This window comes from uncultured Erythrobacter sp. (assembly GCF_947492365.1).
Lineage (GTDB): Bacteria > Pseudomonadota > Alphaproteobacteria > Sphingomonadales > Sphingomonadaceae > Erythrobacter.
In genome coordinates, this window is the sequence record NZ_CANLMB010000001.1 from 639,360 (window position 1) to 656,646 (window position 17,287).

The following is a 17,287-nucleotide window of genomic DNA, read 5'->3' on the forward strand; positions in this document are numbered from 1 at the left end:
ATCGATCAATCCTTCGCGGCTCTCGCATTGCGCGCGATCCTTGAAAGCCCTTTGGTCAGTTGGAACAGCCCGTTGAGGCGGCTTTCGGGATCGCCCCAGACGCGGCTGATCACCAGCTTCATATCGGGCCGCAGCTTGGCGGTGCCCTCGCGGCTTGAATTCAGCCGGTCGACATAGGCGATCAGGCCGGGGCCGTCGGGGAAGTTGTCCTGATGGAACGTCACAAGGCTCCCGCGCGCACCAACATCGATCTTGGCGATATTCGCTTCGATTGCCTGATGCTTGATCTCGATCAGGCGGATCAGGTTTTTGGTGGGTGAGGGCAGGTCGCCGAAGCGGTCGATCATTTCGGCAGCGAGGCTTTCGATCTCGGCCTTGTCCTGCGCCTGATTGAGGCGGCGATAGAGCGCCATGCGCACCGCGAGGTCTGGCACATAGTCCTCTGGGATCATGATCGGCGCGTCGACGGTGATCTGCGGGCTGAACGCGTCCTGCGCCTTCTCCAGCCCCATCTCGCCCGCCTTGGCTGCCAGAATCGCGTCTTCGAGCATGGATTGATACAGCTCGAACCCGACCTCGCGTATATGGCCCGATTGCTCGTCGCCCAGCAGGTTGCCCGCACCGCGAATATCGAGATCGTGGCTCGCAAGTTGGAAGCCAGCACCCAGCGAATCGAGGTCGCTCAGCACCTTCAGGCGCTTCTCCGCGATCTCGGAGAGCTGCACGTCCTTCTCGTAGGTGAGATAGGCATAAGCGCGCAGTTTCGCGCGGCCCACGCGCCCGCGCAGCTGGTAGAGCTGGGCGAGGCCAAAGCGGTCGGCGCGGTGGATGATGATCGTGTTGGCGCTTGGCAGGTCGAGGCCGGATTCGACGATAGTGGTCGAAAGCAGCACTTCGTATTTGCCGTCGTAGAATGCGCTCATGCGCTCTTCGATCTCGCCCGCGCCCATTTGGCCGTGGGCGCTGATGGCTTTCACTTCGGGCACATTTTCGCGCAGCCATTCCTCGACATCGGCCATGTCGGAAATGCGGGGGACCACGATGAAGCTCTGCCCACCGCGATGGTGTTCGCGCAGCAGAGCCTCGCGCATCACCATATCGTCCCACTCCATCACATAGGTCCGCACCGCAAGGCGGTCCACCGGAGGCGTCTGGATGGTTGAAAGCTCGCGCAGGCCGGTCATCGCCATCTGCAAGGTGCGCGGGATCGGCGTGGCGGTCAGGGTGAGCATGTGCACATCGGAGCGCAGCTGTTTCAGCTTCTCCTTATGCGTCACGCCAAAGCGCTGTTCCTCATCGACGATCACAAGGCCGAGATTGTTGAACTCGGTCGATTTGGAAAGGATCGCGTGGGTGCCGACAACGATATCGACATGGCCGCTGGCCAGCCCTTCGCGCGTTTCGGTGATTTCCTTAGACAAAACGAGGCGTGACAACCGCCCGATCTTCAGCGGGAACCCGGCAAAACGTTCGGCGAAGTTTTGATAGTGCTGGCGCGCGAGCAGGGTGGTGGGGGCGACCACCGCGACCTGCTGGCCGCTCATTGCCGCCACGAATGCAGCGCGTAGGGCGACCTCGGTTTTGCCAAAGCCGACATCGCCGCAGACGAGCCGGTCCATCGGTTTGCCGCTTTCCAAATCGCGCAAAACATCGGCGATGGCGGCGTCCTGATCGTCGGTTTCTTCCCACGGAAAGCGGTCGACGAACTGGTTGAAACTCGCTTCTTCGGCCTCGAAGACGGGAGCCTTCTTAAGCGCGCGCTCGGCGGCGACCTTCATCAACTCGCCTGCAATGGCGGTGATGCGCTCTTTGAGTTTCGCGCGGCGTTTCTGCCATGCCTCGCCGCCCAGCCTGTCTAGCGCGACGGTCTCTTCGGATGAGCCATAGCGCGATAGGACGTCGATATTCTCGACCGGAATGAACAGCTTGTCGCCGCCCCGATATTCCAGCGCAACGCAATCGTGCAGGCTCTTGCCGACCGGCACCGGATCGAGGCCGAGATATTTGCCGATCCCGTGCTCGACATGAACCACCAGATCGCCCTTCGCCAGCGCCTGAAGTTCGGCGAGGAAGGCATCGGAATCCTTGCGCTTCTTCTTGCGCCGCACCAGCCTGTCACCCAGCACATCCTGCTCGGTGATGATCTCTAGCTGCTCGTTGGCGAACCCGGCCTCAAGCGGCAGGACCATTGCGGCGGTCTTGCCCTTGGCTGCCAGCCCTTGTGCTTCCTGCCAACTTTCGGCGAGGACAGTCGGCGCACCGGCCTCGTCAAGGATCGAGGCGATGCGCGAGCGCGAGCCGGTCGAATAGGCTGCGAGCAAGGGCTTGCGGCCCGACTTTGCCACTGCGGAAAGGTGCTTGGCCGCAGCCTCATAGACATTGTCGCCGCGCGCGCGTTCCGGGGTGAAGTCGCGCGCTGCCTCGAAGCCGAAGTCGAGATTGGCTTCGGCGTCAGGCGCTCCAAAGACGCTGGCGCGGTGCGCGGTCACGGCTGCAAGCGCGGCCTTGAACTCGTCGGTGCCGAGATAGAGCGCGTCGATTGCCAGCGGGCGGTAGCTGCCGGTCTTGTCGCTCGCTACACGTCCGCGCTGTTCATGGTAGTCGGATATGTCGGAAAGGCGCTCTTCGGCGGCACCTAAAGCTGCCTGATCGATTATCACGACGTCATCTTTGCCCAGATAATCGAACAATGTCGCAAGCCTGTCCTCGAACAGCGGCAGCCAATGCTCCATGCCTGCGAGCCTCCGCCCGTCGCTGACCGCCTCGTAAAGCGGGTCTTGCGTTGCCAGAGCGCCGAACATCTCGCGGTAGCGGGATCGGAAACGCTTGATCGAATCCTCGTCAATCAACGCCTCGGATGCGGGGAGCAGCAGGTGTTCGTCGAGCCGCCCGGTCGAACGCTGGGTTCCGGTGTCGAACAGGCGCAGGCTCTCCAGCTCGTCACCGAAGAAATCGAGCCGCAGGCCTTCCTCAAGCGAGGAGGGGAAGATGTCGACAATCGAGCCGCGCACCGCAAATTCGCCGTGATCGACGACCGTGTCGCTGCGTGAATAGCCTTGACGTGTGAGCAACGCGGCGAGGCTGTCATGCCCGATGGTCGTGCCGGGGCGGAACTCGCGCACGCTCTCTCGGATGCGGAACGGGGTGAGCACGCGCTGAAGCACGGCGTTGATCGTTGTGACCAGCAATTGCGAGCTGCTGGACGGCTTTTGAAGCTTGAACAACGCCGAAAGCCGCGCCGCGCTGACCGAAAGGGCGGGTGATGCGCGGTCATAGGGCAAGCAGTCCCAAGCGGGGAATTCAAGCACTTCGATCTCTGGCGCAAAAAACCGCGCCGCCTCCGCCACGCTGCGCATCGCCGCATCGTCGCTGGCGATAAAGACGCTGCGCTGTTTCGCAGCCCGCGCAAGATCGCTCATCACCAGCGGCTGCGCACCGCGGGGGAGCGATGACAGCGTCAGCGGGGTCGTGGAGGAAAGGATGCGATTAAGGTCAGGCATGTCGGCTAGCGTGATCTCCTGCGAAAGCAGGGTTCCAATTTCAAGAGTTGTGAGATGGATTCCCGCTTTGGCTTATGGCCGTCTTCGACTCCGCAGGAAATCACGAATGGCGCGGCCCTAATACAAATTATGCCTGGGGGATATCGACGTAATCGAGCTTCTGCATTTTTTCGATCAATTCGCCCTGAAAGCGCTCCGGGACAGGCGCGGTTTGCAGGCCCCATGCCATCACATCAACGTCATCTTCGGCGAGCAGATCCTCGAACCAGTCCATCTCCGCCTCGCCCCATTGGGCCGAGTAGCGGTCGAAGAATCCGCCGATCATGTAGTCGGCCTCGCGCGTGCCGCGATGCCATGCGCGAAAGCGTGCGCGTGCGAGCCGGTGTTCGAAAGTGGGCATATCGCTCATGGCGCGGGACTAAGGCACTCGCAGATGCGGCGCAACCGGGTATAGAAAGCAAGTCATGCGGCCCGATATTCTCAACTCGCTGTTTGCCGAAAGCCAGACGCTCGACGGCGTCGGGCCGAAAGTGGCGAAGCCGCTGGATAAGCTGGGCCTCACTCGGATCAAGGATATCGCCTACCATCTGCCCGAACGCTTTGTGACAAGGCGGGCGATTGCGAACCTTGATGAAGGCGTGGAGGGTGAGCAGGTGATCGTCGCTCTGACCGCGACCGAGCACCGCGCGCCGTATAGTCCAGGACGCGGGCCGTACCGCGTGCTCGCACAGGACGAGGCAGGCAATATATGCGCGCTGACCTATTTCGGGCGGGCTTCCTATACCGCGAAAAAGCAGCTTCCCGTGGGCGAGAAGCGCTGGGTGGCGGGGCGGCTGGATCGTTATGGCGACATGCTCCAGATCGTGCATCCCGACCATGTCGAGGAAGAGTCCGCTGCGCACCTCGCGCGGCTGAACGAGCCGGTTTATTCGCTCTCCGAAGGCTTGACCCAGCCGCGTGTGGCAGGTCTGGTGGCGCAGGCGCTGGAGCGGTTGCTCGATCTCCCCGAATGGATCGAGCCGGGGCAGTTCGACAAGGCCGGCTGGCCCGCCTGGAAAGACGCACTGACCCTTGCGCACAAGGACATGCATGAGGCTGCGCGCGACCGGCTGGCCTATGACGAGCTGCTCGCCAACAGCCTCGCGCTGCTGCTGGTTCGCGCTGACGGGCGACGGCGCAAAGGCGAAGCGCTGAAAGGCGACGGGAGCCTGCGCGCAAAGCTGAAATTGCCGTTCGAGATGACGGGTGCGCAGAAACGCTCAGTGAACGAGGTCGAAGGCGATTTGCAGCAGGAAGCGCCGATGTTGCGCCTGCTTCAAGGCGATGTCGGGGCGGGCAAGACCGTGGTCGCGCTGGAAGCGATGCTGATCGCGGTGGAGGCCAGAAAACAGGCGGCATTGCTTGCCCCCACCGAAATTCTCGCCCGCCAGCATTTCGAGACCTTGCGCAAGATGGTTGCGCCGACAGGGGCCGAAATCGCGCTGCTCACGGGCCGGGCAAAGGGGCGCGAACGAGAGGGCCTGCTGATGGGATTGCTCGATGGCTCGATCGACATTCTGGTCGGCACCCACGCGATCTTTCAGGACACGGTGACCTACAAGGATTTGGGCCTTGTCGTGATCGACGAGCAGCACCGCTTTGGCGTCGCGCAACGGCTGGCGCTGGCGGGGAAGGGCAAGCGAGCCCCACACACGCTCGCCATGACTGCGACTCCAATCCCGCGCAGCCTGACGCTGGCGCAATATGGCGAGATGGATGTGAGCCGCCTCGACGAGCTGCCCCCCGGTCGCCAGGCCATCGACACACGCGTGGTCGCGCAGGACCGGATGGAGGACGTTGTCGCAGGCGTCGAACGCCACCTCGCCAGCGGGCAGCAGGCCTATTGGGTCTGCCCGATGGTGCGCGAGATCAACGGTTCATGGGAAGTCGCAGACATCGCCGCCGCCGAGGCGCGCTATGCTGCGCTTAAGGAGCGGTTCGGCGATGATGTCGTCATGGTCCACGGCCAGCTTCGTCCCGAGGTCAAAGACGCGAATATGGAGCGCTTTGCCAGCGGCGGTGCGAAGCTGCTGGTAGCGACAACCGTGATCGAGGTCGGCGTCGACGTGCCCTCAGCCACTCTAATGGTGATCGAACAGGCCGAGCGTTTCGGTCTTGCGCAGCTACACCAATTGCGCGGACGTGTGGGGCGGGGTAGCGAGAAGTCGGTCTGCCTGCTGCTGCGCGGCAATGAACTGAGTGAAACCGGCAAGAAACGGCTTGCCCTAATGCGCGAGACGCAGGACGGGTTCCGAATTGCGGAGGAAGATCTCGAACTGCGCGGTGGCGGCGAGCTGCTCGGCACGCGGCAGTCGGGCGAGGCGGCGTTCAGGATAGCCAGTTTGGAACAGGTCCAGAAATTGCTCCCTCTCGCCCATGCCGATGCGCGGCTGCTAATTGACCGGGATGGCGGGCTGACGAGTGAGCGCGGAGAAGCGGCGCGGGTGCTGCTCTATCTGTTTGAGCGCGACTGGGGCGTGCAATTGCTGCGTGGGGGGTGACGAATGTTTGGCGCTGATCCGATCGATATCTTTGACCCGTCGCCTTATTCGGCGATCGCCTATTATGGGCACTTTGTGCTGGGGACTGTGGCATTGCTTGCAGTGTTTACCGCGCTGGCGGTGAAGAAGGGCAAGGGACTGCATCGACAGGCGGGCCTGACCTTCCTGTTCGCCTGCGCCGGGCTTGCTCTGACCAATATCTCGCTACTGATGGAACAGTTCATCGCGCCCTTGATGATGGGAGCAATCACCAGCCTCGCCGCTATGGGAGGCGCCTATCTCGCCTTGCAGGCGCGAACGATGCAAGTGCGTGCAGGAGAGATGGCTCTCGCGGCTGCGCAACTGGCTGGTCTGATCTGGTTTTTGTCGATTGCCATTCCAGAGGCCGCCTCGGGGAACATTCCGATTATTGCACCGATTGTGATCGCGATCATTCCGCTGATCCTGCTCGCCGGCGATGTGAACTGGATGCTCAGGCCTGAACGGCAACGCCAGATGCGCGTCGCGCGGCATTTGTCGCGAATGATCTGGGCTTTTGTTGTGGTGTTGAGAGCGCCATTGGTCGAATTCGCGGCAGCGGGGCTGCCGATCCCTGGGCCTGTCGTCGTTATCGGACCGATCGGTTTGGGCGCCGTGATGATCTGGTATTTCCAGAGGCGCTATGGTGGCTCGCCTTTCGGAAAAACGGCTTAGGCAGTTGGGCTGGGCGAGCGGTGCTGTTCTTCGCCGCGCTGCTCGCAAAGTTGCGCAATGACTGCCTCGATGGCTTCGCTGATGGTTTGCCAGCATTCTTCGAAACCGGAATCATCGCCGTAATAGGGATCCGGCACGGCCTCACCCTGGCGCCCGTCAACTGCTTCCAGGAGGAGCGCGATTTTGGCGGTCGAACGGCGAGGCTCGCGAGCCCTAATGCCGGCTAGATTGGCCTTGTCGAGCGCAAAGATATGCGTGAATTGAGTGAAGTCCTCTTCCGACAATTGGCGTCCGATCGCGGATGAGATGTCGACGCCGTGCCGCCGCGCAGTCGCGATCGCGCGCGGATCGGGATTGTCGCCGATGTGATAGGCAGCGGTGCCGACCGAATCCACGCGCGCGTCGAGGCCAGCCTTGGCTGCTGCCGCGCGAAATGCGCCCTCTGCCATGGGCGAACGGCAGATATTGCCGAGGCACACAAACAGAACTGCAATTTTGGGGTTGGGCCGGTTGGACATGGCTTGCTATGTGCGCTGCAACGTGAAATCACGCAAGAACCAACGCGCTGCTAAAGAGGTAACAACTTGTTTCGCACATTTCTCTCGGGCCTCGTTCTGGCGACCTTGCCCCTCGCTCCCGCAATGGCCGGACCGGCCGACGACTATGAAAACCTGCGTGAGGAAGTGTGGGAATGGCGGCTCGATAACAGCCCGCAACTGGCCACCAGCATCGGAGACAGGCGCGGCGACGGGCAGCTCGGCGATTGGTCACTAGAGGCGCATGAGCGCGCCATTGAGGAAGCGCGTGCCTTTCTGGAACGGCTTGATGCCATCGATACCAGCGCCTTCGGACCCGAACTGGCGGTCGATTTCGGGGTGATCCGCAGCAGCCTGGCTGATGCCGTCGCCGCGAGTGAACACCAGCATGACTGGTACATCCTTTTCACCAATCGTGGCGGCTGGTTTTCAGGCTTCGCCTCGCTTCCGCACCGCTCGCCGTTTTTCACGCTTGCCGATTACGAAAGCTATGTCGGGCGGCTTGAGGCATACGGCGAGGTCAATTCTCATGCCATTTCACGCAGTCGTGAGGCGGTCGCGCGCGACCTGACGCAGCCTTGCGAGCCGATGGAGGGCTTCGAAGGCCGCATCGCGCAACAGATCGTCGATGATTACACCCAGTCAGGTTTTTGGATGCCCTTTGCAGGAGAGCGTCCGGGATCTGTGAGCGAAGCGGATTGGGCCGCGCTCAAGACACGCGCGCAGGCAGCCATCGAAGGCACAGTCTTCCCCGCCTACCGCGAATTTCTCGACTTCTATGAGGATGAATACGCCCCCAATTGTCGGAGCGGCACGCCGGGTATCCTCGCAACGCCGGGCGGTGAGGACTATTACGCTTACCGCGTGCGCAGCTTCACCACGACCGACATGACGCCGGACGAGGTCCACCAGCTGGGCCTGTCCGAAGTCGCGCGCATCCGTGCCGAGATGGAAGAAGTCGCGGCGGAAGCGGGCTTCGATACGCGCGAGGCCTTCATCGAGCATCTGCGCACGGACCCGCAATATTACATGACCGATGAGCAGGAATATCTGCGCTACACGCAGGCGCTCGCCAAACACATTGACGGTTTCATGCCGCAGCTTTTCGGCCGCCTGCCGCGCCAGCCCTATACGGTTGCGCCAATCCCTGCGGCCAATGCTCCGGGCAACACCACCGCATACTACGAGCCGGGTTCGCTTGAGACTGGGCAGGCGGGCATCTACCGCCTGAACCTCACCGAGCTGGACCAGCGTCCCTTGTGGGAACTGCCTGCGCTCGGCGTGCACGAGGCAGTGCCGGGGCACCATCTGCAAATCTCGCTCCAGCAGGAGCTAGATATTCACCCGCTACGCGCCAACGGCACCTTCTTCACCGCCTTTGTCGAGGGCTGGGGGCTCTATTCGGAGCGGCTCGGGATCGAGATGGGCCTCTACGATACGCCCGCCAAGCAGATGGGGCGCCTGAGCTACGAAATGTGGCGCGCGACGCGGCTGGTGGTTGATACCGGCTTGCACTCGAAAGGCTGGAGCAAGCAGCAGGCGGTCGACTACATGCTCGACAACACCGCGCTTTCGCCCGCCAATATCGACGCCGAGGTCAATCGCTACATGACCTGGCCGGGGCAGGCGCTGGCCTACAAGGTCGGTGAGCTGAAGATCCGCGAACTGCGTGCGCGTGCGGAAGAAGCGCTGGGGGCAGATTTCGACCTGCGCGCCTTCCACGATACGGTGCTGGAAAACGGCTCGATCCCGCTCTCGGTTCTTGAAGCGCATGTCGATGCGTGGATTGCGAGCGAGCTAGCAGGAGAGTGAAGCCAGCTAGCTGATGCTCAAACCGCCATCGACCGGCAGGCATTGACCGGTGATGTAGTCGCTGTGGGGGGAGGCGAAGAACACCGCCAGCCCCTCCAGCCCTTCGTGATCGCCCGCACGGCGCAAGGGGATGCGCTGTGCCATCCATTCGGCAAAGCGCGGGGGTGCCTTGGCTGTGATGTCCGTCTCGTAATAGCCGAAAAGCAGCGCATTGGCGGTGATCTGGTAACGCGCAAGCTCAAAGGCTGCGCCGCGCGTCAGGCCGTTCACGGCGGCCTTGGAAGCGGCGTAGTCAGAACTTTTGTTCACTCCCATGATCGACTGGCCCGATGACGTCGCAATCAGCTTGCCGCCCGGATCGCCGTTTTGGGCACGCTCGATCATGTGGCGGGTGATATGCTTGTAGGTGAGCGCTGGCCCACGCGCATTGACGGCCATAGTGCGGTCCCAGCCTTCAACGGTCATGTCCTGCACGCGTGTTCTTGCGCCTGAAATGCCTGCATTGGCAAAGGCAGCATCGACTCGCCCGAAGGCTTCGAGTGTCGTCGCCATCGCCTCCTTAACTTCAGCATCCTCGCTAACGTCGCAGACCATGGCGAGCGCTTTCCCGCCGCCAAGCGCGTTCAAGTCGGCAAGAGCAGAGGCATTCTTCGCCTCGTTGCGCGCCCAGATCGCTACGTTCGCACCGGCTTTGACCAGCCCGCGTGCCATGCTCAATCCAAGGCCGCCATTGCCGCCAGTGATAACCGCGACGCGGCCGGTGAGGTCAAACAGTTCCATGCGCGCAAGAGGTGGCGCAAATCTGCGGCACCCGCAAGCTCACTAAGAGTGACGCATGAGGAGCGAGGTCAGCCTTCGTCTTCGATCTTGAAGACATAGACCGGCCCGAGATCGACCTCCTGCACGGTCCCGCCGAAATAGATCTCCAGCTCGGCACCGCCTGCGCCGTAGCCACGCGGTGCGCGGGTTTCGATGCGGATCATCTGCCATGCCGGGCCAACGCGGAAACGGTTGGCGGCGAAGCTTTCAAACGGGGGTGAGGTGCCCTGAATTCGGGTGGCGGCGACCGCGCGCCCGTCTTCGGTGCTGGCGCTGACGGTGCGCGCGGCAATCGCAATCAGCAGCCTATCACCTTCCTCGATCGTCTGGTTGATTGGCACAGTCGCGGCGAGATCGGTGAGGGTGGAGCCTTCCTGCGCAACCGCAAAGCGGGTGGCGCGCATCATCCAGATCTCACGTTCCTCGCGTGTGGAATAATCGCCGACAGAGCCGCCAAACTTCCACAGGCCCTGATCGGGATTGTTGATGAGGGTGCCGACGCCTTCGAGGCTTTCGGGCATTTCAAGCTCGGGAATGTCGTAAGAGGCTGCGGCGACCGTGATCGGACCTTCGCCCGCTATGGATTCTGCTCCGGTTACGACAATCGCCTGCCCGATCTCGATGATCTGACGGGTGCGGCCAAACTGGACTGCGATGATACCATCTCTGGAGCGCAGGGTCTGTTCGGCCGTCGCGCTCACTTCGTACCATGCCCATTCCTTGCCGATGGAAAGTGTTTCCTCACCAAAGCCGGGATAGGGTTCGACATTGCGCTGGAACCGGACGCGCACCACGCCCAGGCCGTCATCGGTGTCGGCATCGATAGTGCGGGCATAAAAGCCGACCGTCACTGTGTCGCCGCGGCGCACAGTCTGGGTGAGGGGGATATTGGTGCCTGCAGTGTAGATGAATTCCGCTGCGCGTTTGATTTCAAAGCGCCGCGCTGCTCCGCCGCCGGGGATCGCGGGATCGACCACCGATGATGCGTTGAGGTCGGCGCCATAGCTCTGCCAGTCAATCCGCGAAGGATCGTTGACCAGATCGCCGGGCAATTGCGCGTCGAGAGCAGCAAGCGCGTCGCTATCTTGCGCTGAAGCCGGTGCTTGCGAGAGTCCAGCCAGACCAAGCATTGCTGCCATTGCGAGCGGAAATGCGCGCAGTTTCATTGTGTGATCCCCTCTTTCCAATCAGTCGCGACAGCCAATGCTATCAGCGTTGAGAACGTTATCATTTCAGATTGCGGCTTTCCGCTCAATGAATATCGGCGAAGTGCCCGCAATCATTCGGTAATTTGGAGGCGCGCCAGCGCCCCGCGGTGCCGCGTCAGCTACTCTTGGCAGGACAGTAGCGTTGCAGATACTCGCCATGTCCGGGCATGTGCTGGACGAGGAATCGGATCGACTGCTCCATCTCGTCAATCTCCTTGCGGGTCTGCGGTGTATCGATCGATTCCGCCATCGGGTTGTGTCCGCCCATATGGATGCCCTGACCCATCATCACCGCTGCCCAACTGGTGTCGGTGAACAGCTCGTCCTCCTCGCGGAAGATCTGGCCATTGGCTTTGAAAATCTCGACCTTTTCGGTGAGCGTGTCGGGCACATCCATCGTGCGCACGTAGTTCCAAAACCCTGAGTCCGTGCGCTGCGTCGCGTTGTAATGCAGTATCAGGAAGTCGCGGATGCGGGCATATTCGCGGCCCGTCAGGCGGTTGAACGTATCCTGCTGCGCCTGCGTCACCCCGTCGAGCGATAGCAGCGACAGGAACTTGTCGATACCGGTGTTGATAAGGTGGATAGAGGTCGATTCCAGCGGCTCCATAAAGCCCGCTGAAAGCCCCAATGCGACGACATTCTTGTTCCAGAATTTCTTGCGACGTCCGGTGACGAAGCGCAGGAAATTGGGGTCGGCCTGCGGCTTGCCCGCAATGTTGCCGAGCAGAATGTCGAGCGCCTCCTGATCTTCCATAAATTCGCTGCAATAGACATGGCCGTTGCCGTTGCGGTGTTGCAGCGGCACCTGCCATTGCCAACCAGCGGCGTGAGCGGTGGCGCGAGTGAAGGGCGGGGGCGGGCTGCCGTCGTCGCGCCCGCATGGGATGGCGACTGCGCGGTTGCAGGGTAGCCAGTGGGTCCAGTCTTCATAGCCGGTTTCTAGCGCCTGCTCGATCAACAGCCCGCGGAAACCCGAGCAATCGATGAAAAGATCGCCTTCAAGCACGCGGCCGTCGTCTAGCGTTACCGAAGTGACGAAGCCGCTCTCCGGATCCAGCTGCACATCGGAGACTTTGCCTTCCTGCCGCTCGACGCCGCGTTGCTCGGCAAACTTGCGCAGGAATTGCGCGTATTTGCCCGCATCAATGTGGTAGGCGTAATTGATGGGCGGCATGTCGTCGCGCTGGTTGTAATCTTCTGTCCGCGCGAATTTGCCGAAATAGGCGGCCATGGTTTCAAGGTTGAAGACCTGCATCGGGCGGTTATCGCCGTCATTCTTCAGCTTGTGCCACATATGGTGAAAGCCGATCCCGCCAAGCGAATAGCCATAGGCGCCGAAGGGGTGGATGTAGCTGTCGCCGATATTGCCCCAGTTTTCGAACTGGATGCCTAGCTTGAAGCTGCCCTGGACGGCGGAGAGCATATCCGCTTCCTTGATTCCAAGCAGATCATTGAAGCCCACAAAGGGAGGAATCGTCGCCTCGCCAACGCCCACCGTGCCAATCGCTTCCGATTCGACCAGAGTAATTCCCAGCTCGCGCCCGACCTTGAGCCGGGACATTGCCGCCGCCGCCATCCAGCCTGCGGTGCCGCCACCAACGATGATTATCTGCTTGATTGCCATAATATCCTCTGTCCGCGGCCTCTTTAGACCGCCCCAGGCCATTCCCGCAAACTCGCGGCAAACTTCGCGTTTTTCACTGTTGCTAGTTTGCAATGTGGGAAAATTATTACAAGCCTTGTGAACGCTAACAAAATGAGCTACCAAGCGGTCAGATCAAGATCGACGGGAGAGTCGGCAGCGATTTTTTGAGGGGAAGTTCTGTTATGAAAACCGTTCGTTTTGCGCCTTCGCGGCGTATCTTTGCACTGAGTACGGCCTCGGGCATCGCTATGGCGGTTGCGTCGCCTGCCTACGCGCAGGACACCGAAGAAGATGTGACTGAAGAAGTCGCGGATGAGGGCAACCAGATCCTCGTCACCGGTTTTCGCGCCTCGCTTGAGAACGCTCAGAATATCAAGCGTGATGCAGACACCTTTGTCGATGCGGTGACCGCAGAAGACATCGGCGCGCTTCCCGACCGTTCGGTTGCAGAAACGCTTCAGCGTATCCCGGGCGTCAATATTGGCCGTTTTGAAAAGACCTCAGATCCTGACCGTTTCTCGGTCGAAGGCACCGGCGTCATTATTCGCGGCCTTCCATTCGTCCGTTCGGAACTGAATGGCCGCGACATCTTCTCCGCAAATGGGGGCCGCGTCCTCAGCTTTAACGACGTCTCGCCTGAACTGCTCGGCAGCGTGCAGGTCTTCAAGAACGTCACCGCCGACATGATCGACGGCGGCATCGCAGGCACGGTGAACCTCATCACCCGCAAGCCGCTCGACAATCGCGGCACGCGCATTGCTGGCTCGATCGAGGGCACGATGGGTGATCTGGCGGAAGATTGGTCGCCGGCATTTTCCGTTTTGGGTTCGACCACTTTCGAAACAGAAGGTGGCTCCTTCGGAATCCAGCTTGGCTATACCAATTCGGAGCTGATCAGCCGCACCGACGCATCGCAGGTCACTGACCCTTGCTACCGTGCTGATACACTTGATGGCGGGTGTTTCCGTACTACCAATGTGAGTTCTGGCGGTGTTGGCGATGCGACGGGTTTTGACGCATCGAACTTCCCGCCCGCAAACTCGGTTGTAGTGCCCAAGGGGGCCGGTGTCCGCTCGACGCGTCTTGAGCGTGATCGTGAAACTTATTCGGCGGTGCTTCAGTACGAATCGCCGTCGCGCGATTTCTTGTTCACCTTCGAATGGCTGCGTTCGGACACGACGTTCTTCACGGACGAAGCTGCGATCCTCGCGCTGGTGAATGACGATGCGTTGTTCCCCGTTCAAGCCGCGGGCAGCACATGGGAATTCGACGAAAACGGCGTCTTCCAGCGCGGTATTCTTAGCCAGCGTATCGGCGATGCCTATGCCAACCCGTTTGGCCGCGGTGGTATCCCGATGGAATCGCTGCGTTTCCAGCGTGAGCTCGACTCGGTCACCGAAGATTTCTCGGTCGATGTCGCTTGGGAAGTTTCCGATCGCCTTCGCTTCAACTTTGAAGCGCAGCGGATCGAATCCGATCTTAGCCGCAACTCGATCATCGGTGTGATGAACAGCTGGGCGAATATCGACCTCGACCTGACCGGTGAAACGCCGCAGGTTTCGTTCCTTGCACCTCCGGGCGCGCCGAGCGATTACTTCACCAGCGGCTTCAACACCTATTACTGGTTCCTGCTCGACAGCATTGAACGCAACGAGGCTCAGCTCGACAGTCTGCGTTTCGATGGTGAATATGACATCAGCGACGACGGCTTCTTTAAGAGCGCCCGTTTCGGTGCGCGCTGGGCCGAGCGTGATCGCACAACTCGCGACACCGCATTCTCGACCTGGGGCAACCTTTCGGCTCCTTGGGCTGGCCGTGCTGGCTGTGCTCCGTGGAACGCCGGTCCGGGCTGTGCGGCAACGGGCGGTTTCCAGCCGGGTCGTTTCTTCACTGGTCTTCCGGGTCAGGAATTCGCCATTGCAGGCGGTGCCTATGTCGATGAATTTCCTGGATTCTCGAGCTACCGGACGCCATTTTCTGACGGTTTCCAGCGCGGCAACGCGCCGACCCCGATCCCGGGCGGTGGCGCGTTCTTCTTTGGTGGCGATGACTTCCTTGGTGAATATCTATCGGGTGTGTCGGCCAATCAGGCGGCAGAACTCAACGAATTCTCGCAGACTCCGAACCCTTTCTTCGGTGTTCAGGGCCGTGCAGGGTGTGATCCTTTCTGCGCGAATGAAGTCAACATTCAGGTGGAAACCACCAAGGCTGCCTATGGCCGCATCGACTACGGCATGGATTTCGACAATGGCTGGGTGCTCGAAGGTAACTTCGGTCTGCGCTATATCGAAACTTCGTACGAAACCGAGGGCGTAATCGGCTTTCCAAGGGTCGAAGGGATCGACAATGGTCCCGCCGGTAATGGCGACGGTGTGCTGACTCTTGCAGAGCTTCAGGGGTCTTGCGGCATTGTTCCGCCAGGACAGGCTGCTCCGGGATATTGTAGTCTTTCCGCAGCTCGTCAGTCTGAGTACATCGCCGCGTTCACCGATCAGGTGATCGACGTCAGTGATGACGTCGTATTCGAAAACTGGCTGCCTAGCTTCAATGCGAAGCTTGATATTGGGAACGGCGTTCTGTTCCGCGCAGCGGTATCGAAAGGAATTTCCCGCCTCGATCCCAGCCTCTATCGCTCGGGTGGAGGGATTGCTGACAACACCAACGCGCTGGCAGCTGCAGGTACCCTGGAAACAGGTCCACTATTTGCACTCGCAACTGGTAACCGCGACCTGCGACCGATCGAATCTTGGAATTATGACCTGTCGGTCGAGTGGTACTTCGACGATGTAGGCTCGTTGACGCTGTCTGGCTTCGTGAAGGATATCGGTGGCATCGTGAATACCGAGCTTCCGATTGTGACCTTGACCGCACCAGATGGTGCCACCGCAGAAGCCGAAATTCAGCGGCCTGCGAACTTGGTTGGCGGCACGCTTAAGGGCGTCGAGGTTGGTTATCAGCAGACCTACGACTTCTTGCCAGCGCCGTTAGACGGGCTCGGATTTGCCGGAACCTACACCTATATCGACGGTGGACAGTTCTCGAACATCGACACCGCCGGCACTACCGGTCCGTTCTCTGCGGCCCAGCCGCTTGCCGGCATTTCGGAGCACACCTTCAACGCTACGCTGTTCTACGAGAAGGGCCCGCTTTCGATGCGTGCTGCGTATAACTGGCGTTCGGACTTCCTGATCACGCCGCGCGATGACATCTTCCCGTTCTCGCCGATCTATCAGGAATCGACGGGTCAGCTTGACGCATCGATCTTCTTTAGCGTGACCGATTACCTGAAGCTTGGCGTGCAGGGCGTGAACCTGCTCGACGAAGTGACGCGTACCAGTCAGGTGGTTGATTTTGACGGAACGCGGATCACCCGCTCTGCCTTCCGCAATGACCGCCGCTACACCTTCCTTGCTCGCTTCGACTTCTAGGGATTACTCGAAGCGTCCGGTTTAAGATCGGGCAAGGGGTAAGAGGGGGCTTTGCTTGAGGGGGCAAAGTCCCCTCTTCTTGCTATAGGACCAATTCAGAGCCGAGGAGAGAGGCATGCATATTCTGGCAAAATTCGGTTTGGCGGCGATGGCATTGATGCTGTCCGGGTGTTTTGCCAGCGCTGGCGAGCCTGAAGAGGTTGTCGTTGCTCCGGTTGATGGTGCAGATTGGCAGCTGGTGTGGTCGGACGAGTTCGACGGAAGCGAACTCGATCGCAGCAAATGGATCCCCGAAGAATCGTGCTGGGGCGGGGGGAACAATGAGCGGCAATGCTACACTGACCGTCCTGAGAATATCGCGATTGAGGACGGCTTTCTCGTCCTGAAGGCGCAGCGCGAGACCTTCACCGGCCCCGCACGTCCACCGGAGATTGCGGAAGATCCCAACCCTCAGATCACGCAGGAATACACGTCCGGCAAAGTGCGCACGCGCGGGCTCCACGCGTGGCAATATGGCCGGATCGAGGTCCGTGCAAAGGTTCCTGCCGGGCAGGGCATGTGGCCCGCCGTATGGATGATGCCTGCCGATGACCATTACGGCACATGGCCGCTTTCAGGCGAAATCGACATACTGGAGACGGTCAATATCGGCGCGGATTGTGACGAGTGCGAAGGCGATCTTGGCGAGAACCGCACGGTAAGCGCATTGCACTTTGGCGACTTCGCACCGAACAATGCCTATGTCTCGCAAAAGACGCCGCTACCATCGCTGGCGCTTCCTTCGGATGAATATCACGTCTATTCAGTCGAATGGGGCGAGGGCCTGATCCGGTTTCTGGTGGATGACCGGGTGCATTTCACTGTCACGCGGGATGACTGGTTCACCAGTTCCCCGCTCGCTATGGACAATCCCAACGCTCCGTTCGATCAACCATTCTACGTGATGGCCAATCTGGCAGTAGGCGGAAAATGGCCCGAGGAATCGAATGAGTTGGGACTTGCCGACAGCAGCACCCCCAATCAGTTGTCCATTGATTGGATCCGAGTGTATCAGTGCGAAAGCGACCCGGAAACCGGCCGGGCTTGCATGGAATAATCTGAGG

At 60.6% G+C, this 17,287-nt stretch carries 11 protein-coding genes; 5 read left to right on the forward strand and 6 right to left on the reverse strand.

The features are described from left to right. Nucleotides 1–5: 5 nt before the first annotated feature. Both mfd and Q0887_RS03115 read right to left on the reverse strand, forming a co-directional pair. Nucleotides 6–3,500, reverse strand: coding sequence for a transcription-repair coupling factor (gene mfd / locus Q0887_RS03110; protein WP_299192256.1), 3,495 nt, complete (start codon nucleotides 3,498–3,500; stop codon nucleotides 6–8). A gap of 127 nt (nucleotides 3,501–3,627) precedes the next feature. After that, the gene (locus Q0887_RS03115) at nucleotides 3,628–3,909 is read right to left on the reverse strand and encodes a succinate dehydrogenase assembly factor 2 (protein ID WP_299192258.1); all 282 of its coding nucleotides are present in this window, start codon (nucleotides 3,907–3,909) and stop codon (nucleotides 3,628–3,630) included. Nucleotides 3,910–3,964: 55 nt separating this feature from the next. Here Q0887_RS03115 and recG point away from each other — a divergent pair, with 55 nt between their 5' ends. Both recG and Q0887_RS03125 read left to right on the forward strand, forming a co-directional pair. Then, nucleotides 3,965–6,040: an ATP-dependent DNA helicase RecG gene (gene recG, locus Q0887_RS03120; RefSeq protein ID WP_299192260.1), complete on the forward strand. Its 2,076-nt coding sequence runs from the start codon at nucleotides 3,965–3,967 to the stop codon at nucleotides 6,038–6,040. Between the two features lie 3 nt (nucleotides 6,041–6,043). Beyond that, the gene (locus Q0887_RS03125; RefSeq protein WP_299192262.1) at nucleotides 6,044–6,733 is read left to right on the forward strand and encodes a hypothetical protein; all 690 of its coding nucleotides are present in this window, start codon (nucleotides 6,044–6,046) and stop codon (nucleotides 6,731–6,733) included. On the opposite strand, the gene Q0887_RS03130 is transcribed toward Q0887_RS03125, so the two are convergent. After that, nucleotides 6,730–7,251, reverse strand: coding sequence for a low molecular weight protein-tyrosine-phosphatase (locus Q0887_RS03130; RefSeq protein WP_299192264.1), 522 nt, complete (start codon nucleotides 7,249–7,251; stop codon nucleotides 6,730–6,732). The two genes, Q0887_RS03125 and Q0887_RS03130, sit on opposite strands and share 4 nt — an antisense overlap. Before the next feature lie 66 nt (nucleotides 7,252–7,317). On the opposite strand from Q0887_RS03130, the gene Q0887_RS03135 reads away from it, so the two are divergent. Then, nucleotides 7,318–9,081 carry a DUF885 domain-containing protein gene (locus Q0887_RS03135; RefSeq protein ID WP_299192266.1) on the forward strand — a complete coding sequence of 588 codons (1,764 nt, stop codon included), beginning with the start codon at nucleotides 7,318–7,320 and terminating at the stop codon, nucleotides 9,079–9,081. A 6-nt stretch (nucleotides 9,082–9,087) separates the two neighbouring features. Here the strand turns inward: Q0887_RS03135 and Q0887_RS03140 are convergent, their stop codons facing one another. From Q0887_RS03140 to Q0887_RS03150, 3 genes are all read right to left on the reverse strand, one after another. Then, nucleotides 9,088–9,861, reverse strand: coding sequence for an SDR family oxidoreductase (locus Q0887_RS03140; protein WP_299192268.1), 774 nt, complete (start codon nucleotides 9,859–9,861; stop codon nucleotides 9,088–9,090). A 68-nt stretch (nucleotides 9,862–9,929) separates the two neighbouring features. Beyond that, nucleotides 9,930–11,066 carry a hypothetical protein gene (locus Q0887_RS03145; protein WP_299192269.1) on the reverse strand — a complete coding sequence of 379 codons (1,137 nt, stop codon included), beginning with the start codon at nucleotides 11,064–11,066 and terminating at the stop codon, nucleotides 9,930–9,932. A 157-nt stretch (nucleotides 11,067–11,223) separates the two neighbouring features. Continuing rightward, nucleotides 11,224–12,735 carry a tryptophan halogenase family protein gene (locus Q0887_RS03150; RefSeq protein ID WP_299192271.1) on the reverse strand — a complete coding sequence of 504 codons (1,512 nt, stop codon included), beginning with the start codon at nucleotides 12,733–12,735 and terminating at the stop codon, nucleotides 11,224–11,226. Between the two features lie 203 nt (nucleotides 12,736–12,938). On the opposite strand from Q0887_RS03150, the gene Q0887_RS03155 reads away from it, so the two are divergent. Together Q0887_RS03155 and Q0887_RS03160 are read left to right on the forward strand one after the other, a co-directional pair. Then, nucleotides 12,939–16,184, forward strand: coding sequence for a TonB-dependent receptor (locus Q0887_RS03155; RefSeq protein WP_299192272.1), 3,246 nt, complete (start codon nucleotides 12,939–12,941; stop codon nucleotides 16,182–16,184). 115 nt (nucleotides 16,185–16,299) lie between these two features. Further along, on the forward strand, nucleotides 16,300–17,280 hold the full coding sequence (locus tag Q0887_RS03160) for a glycoside hydrolase family 16 protein (protein WP_299192274.1): 981 nt from the start codon (nucleotides 16,300–16,302) through the stop codon (nucleotides 17,278–17,280). Nucleotides 17,281–17,287: the final 7 nt, after the last annotated feature.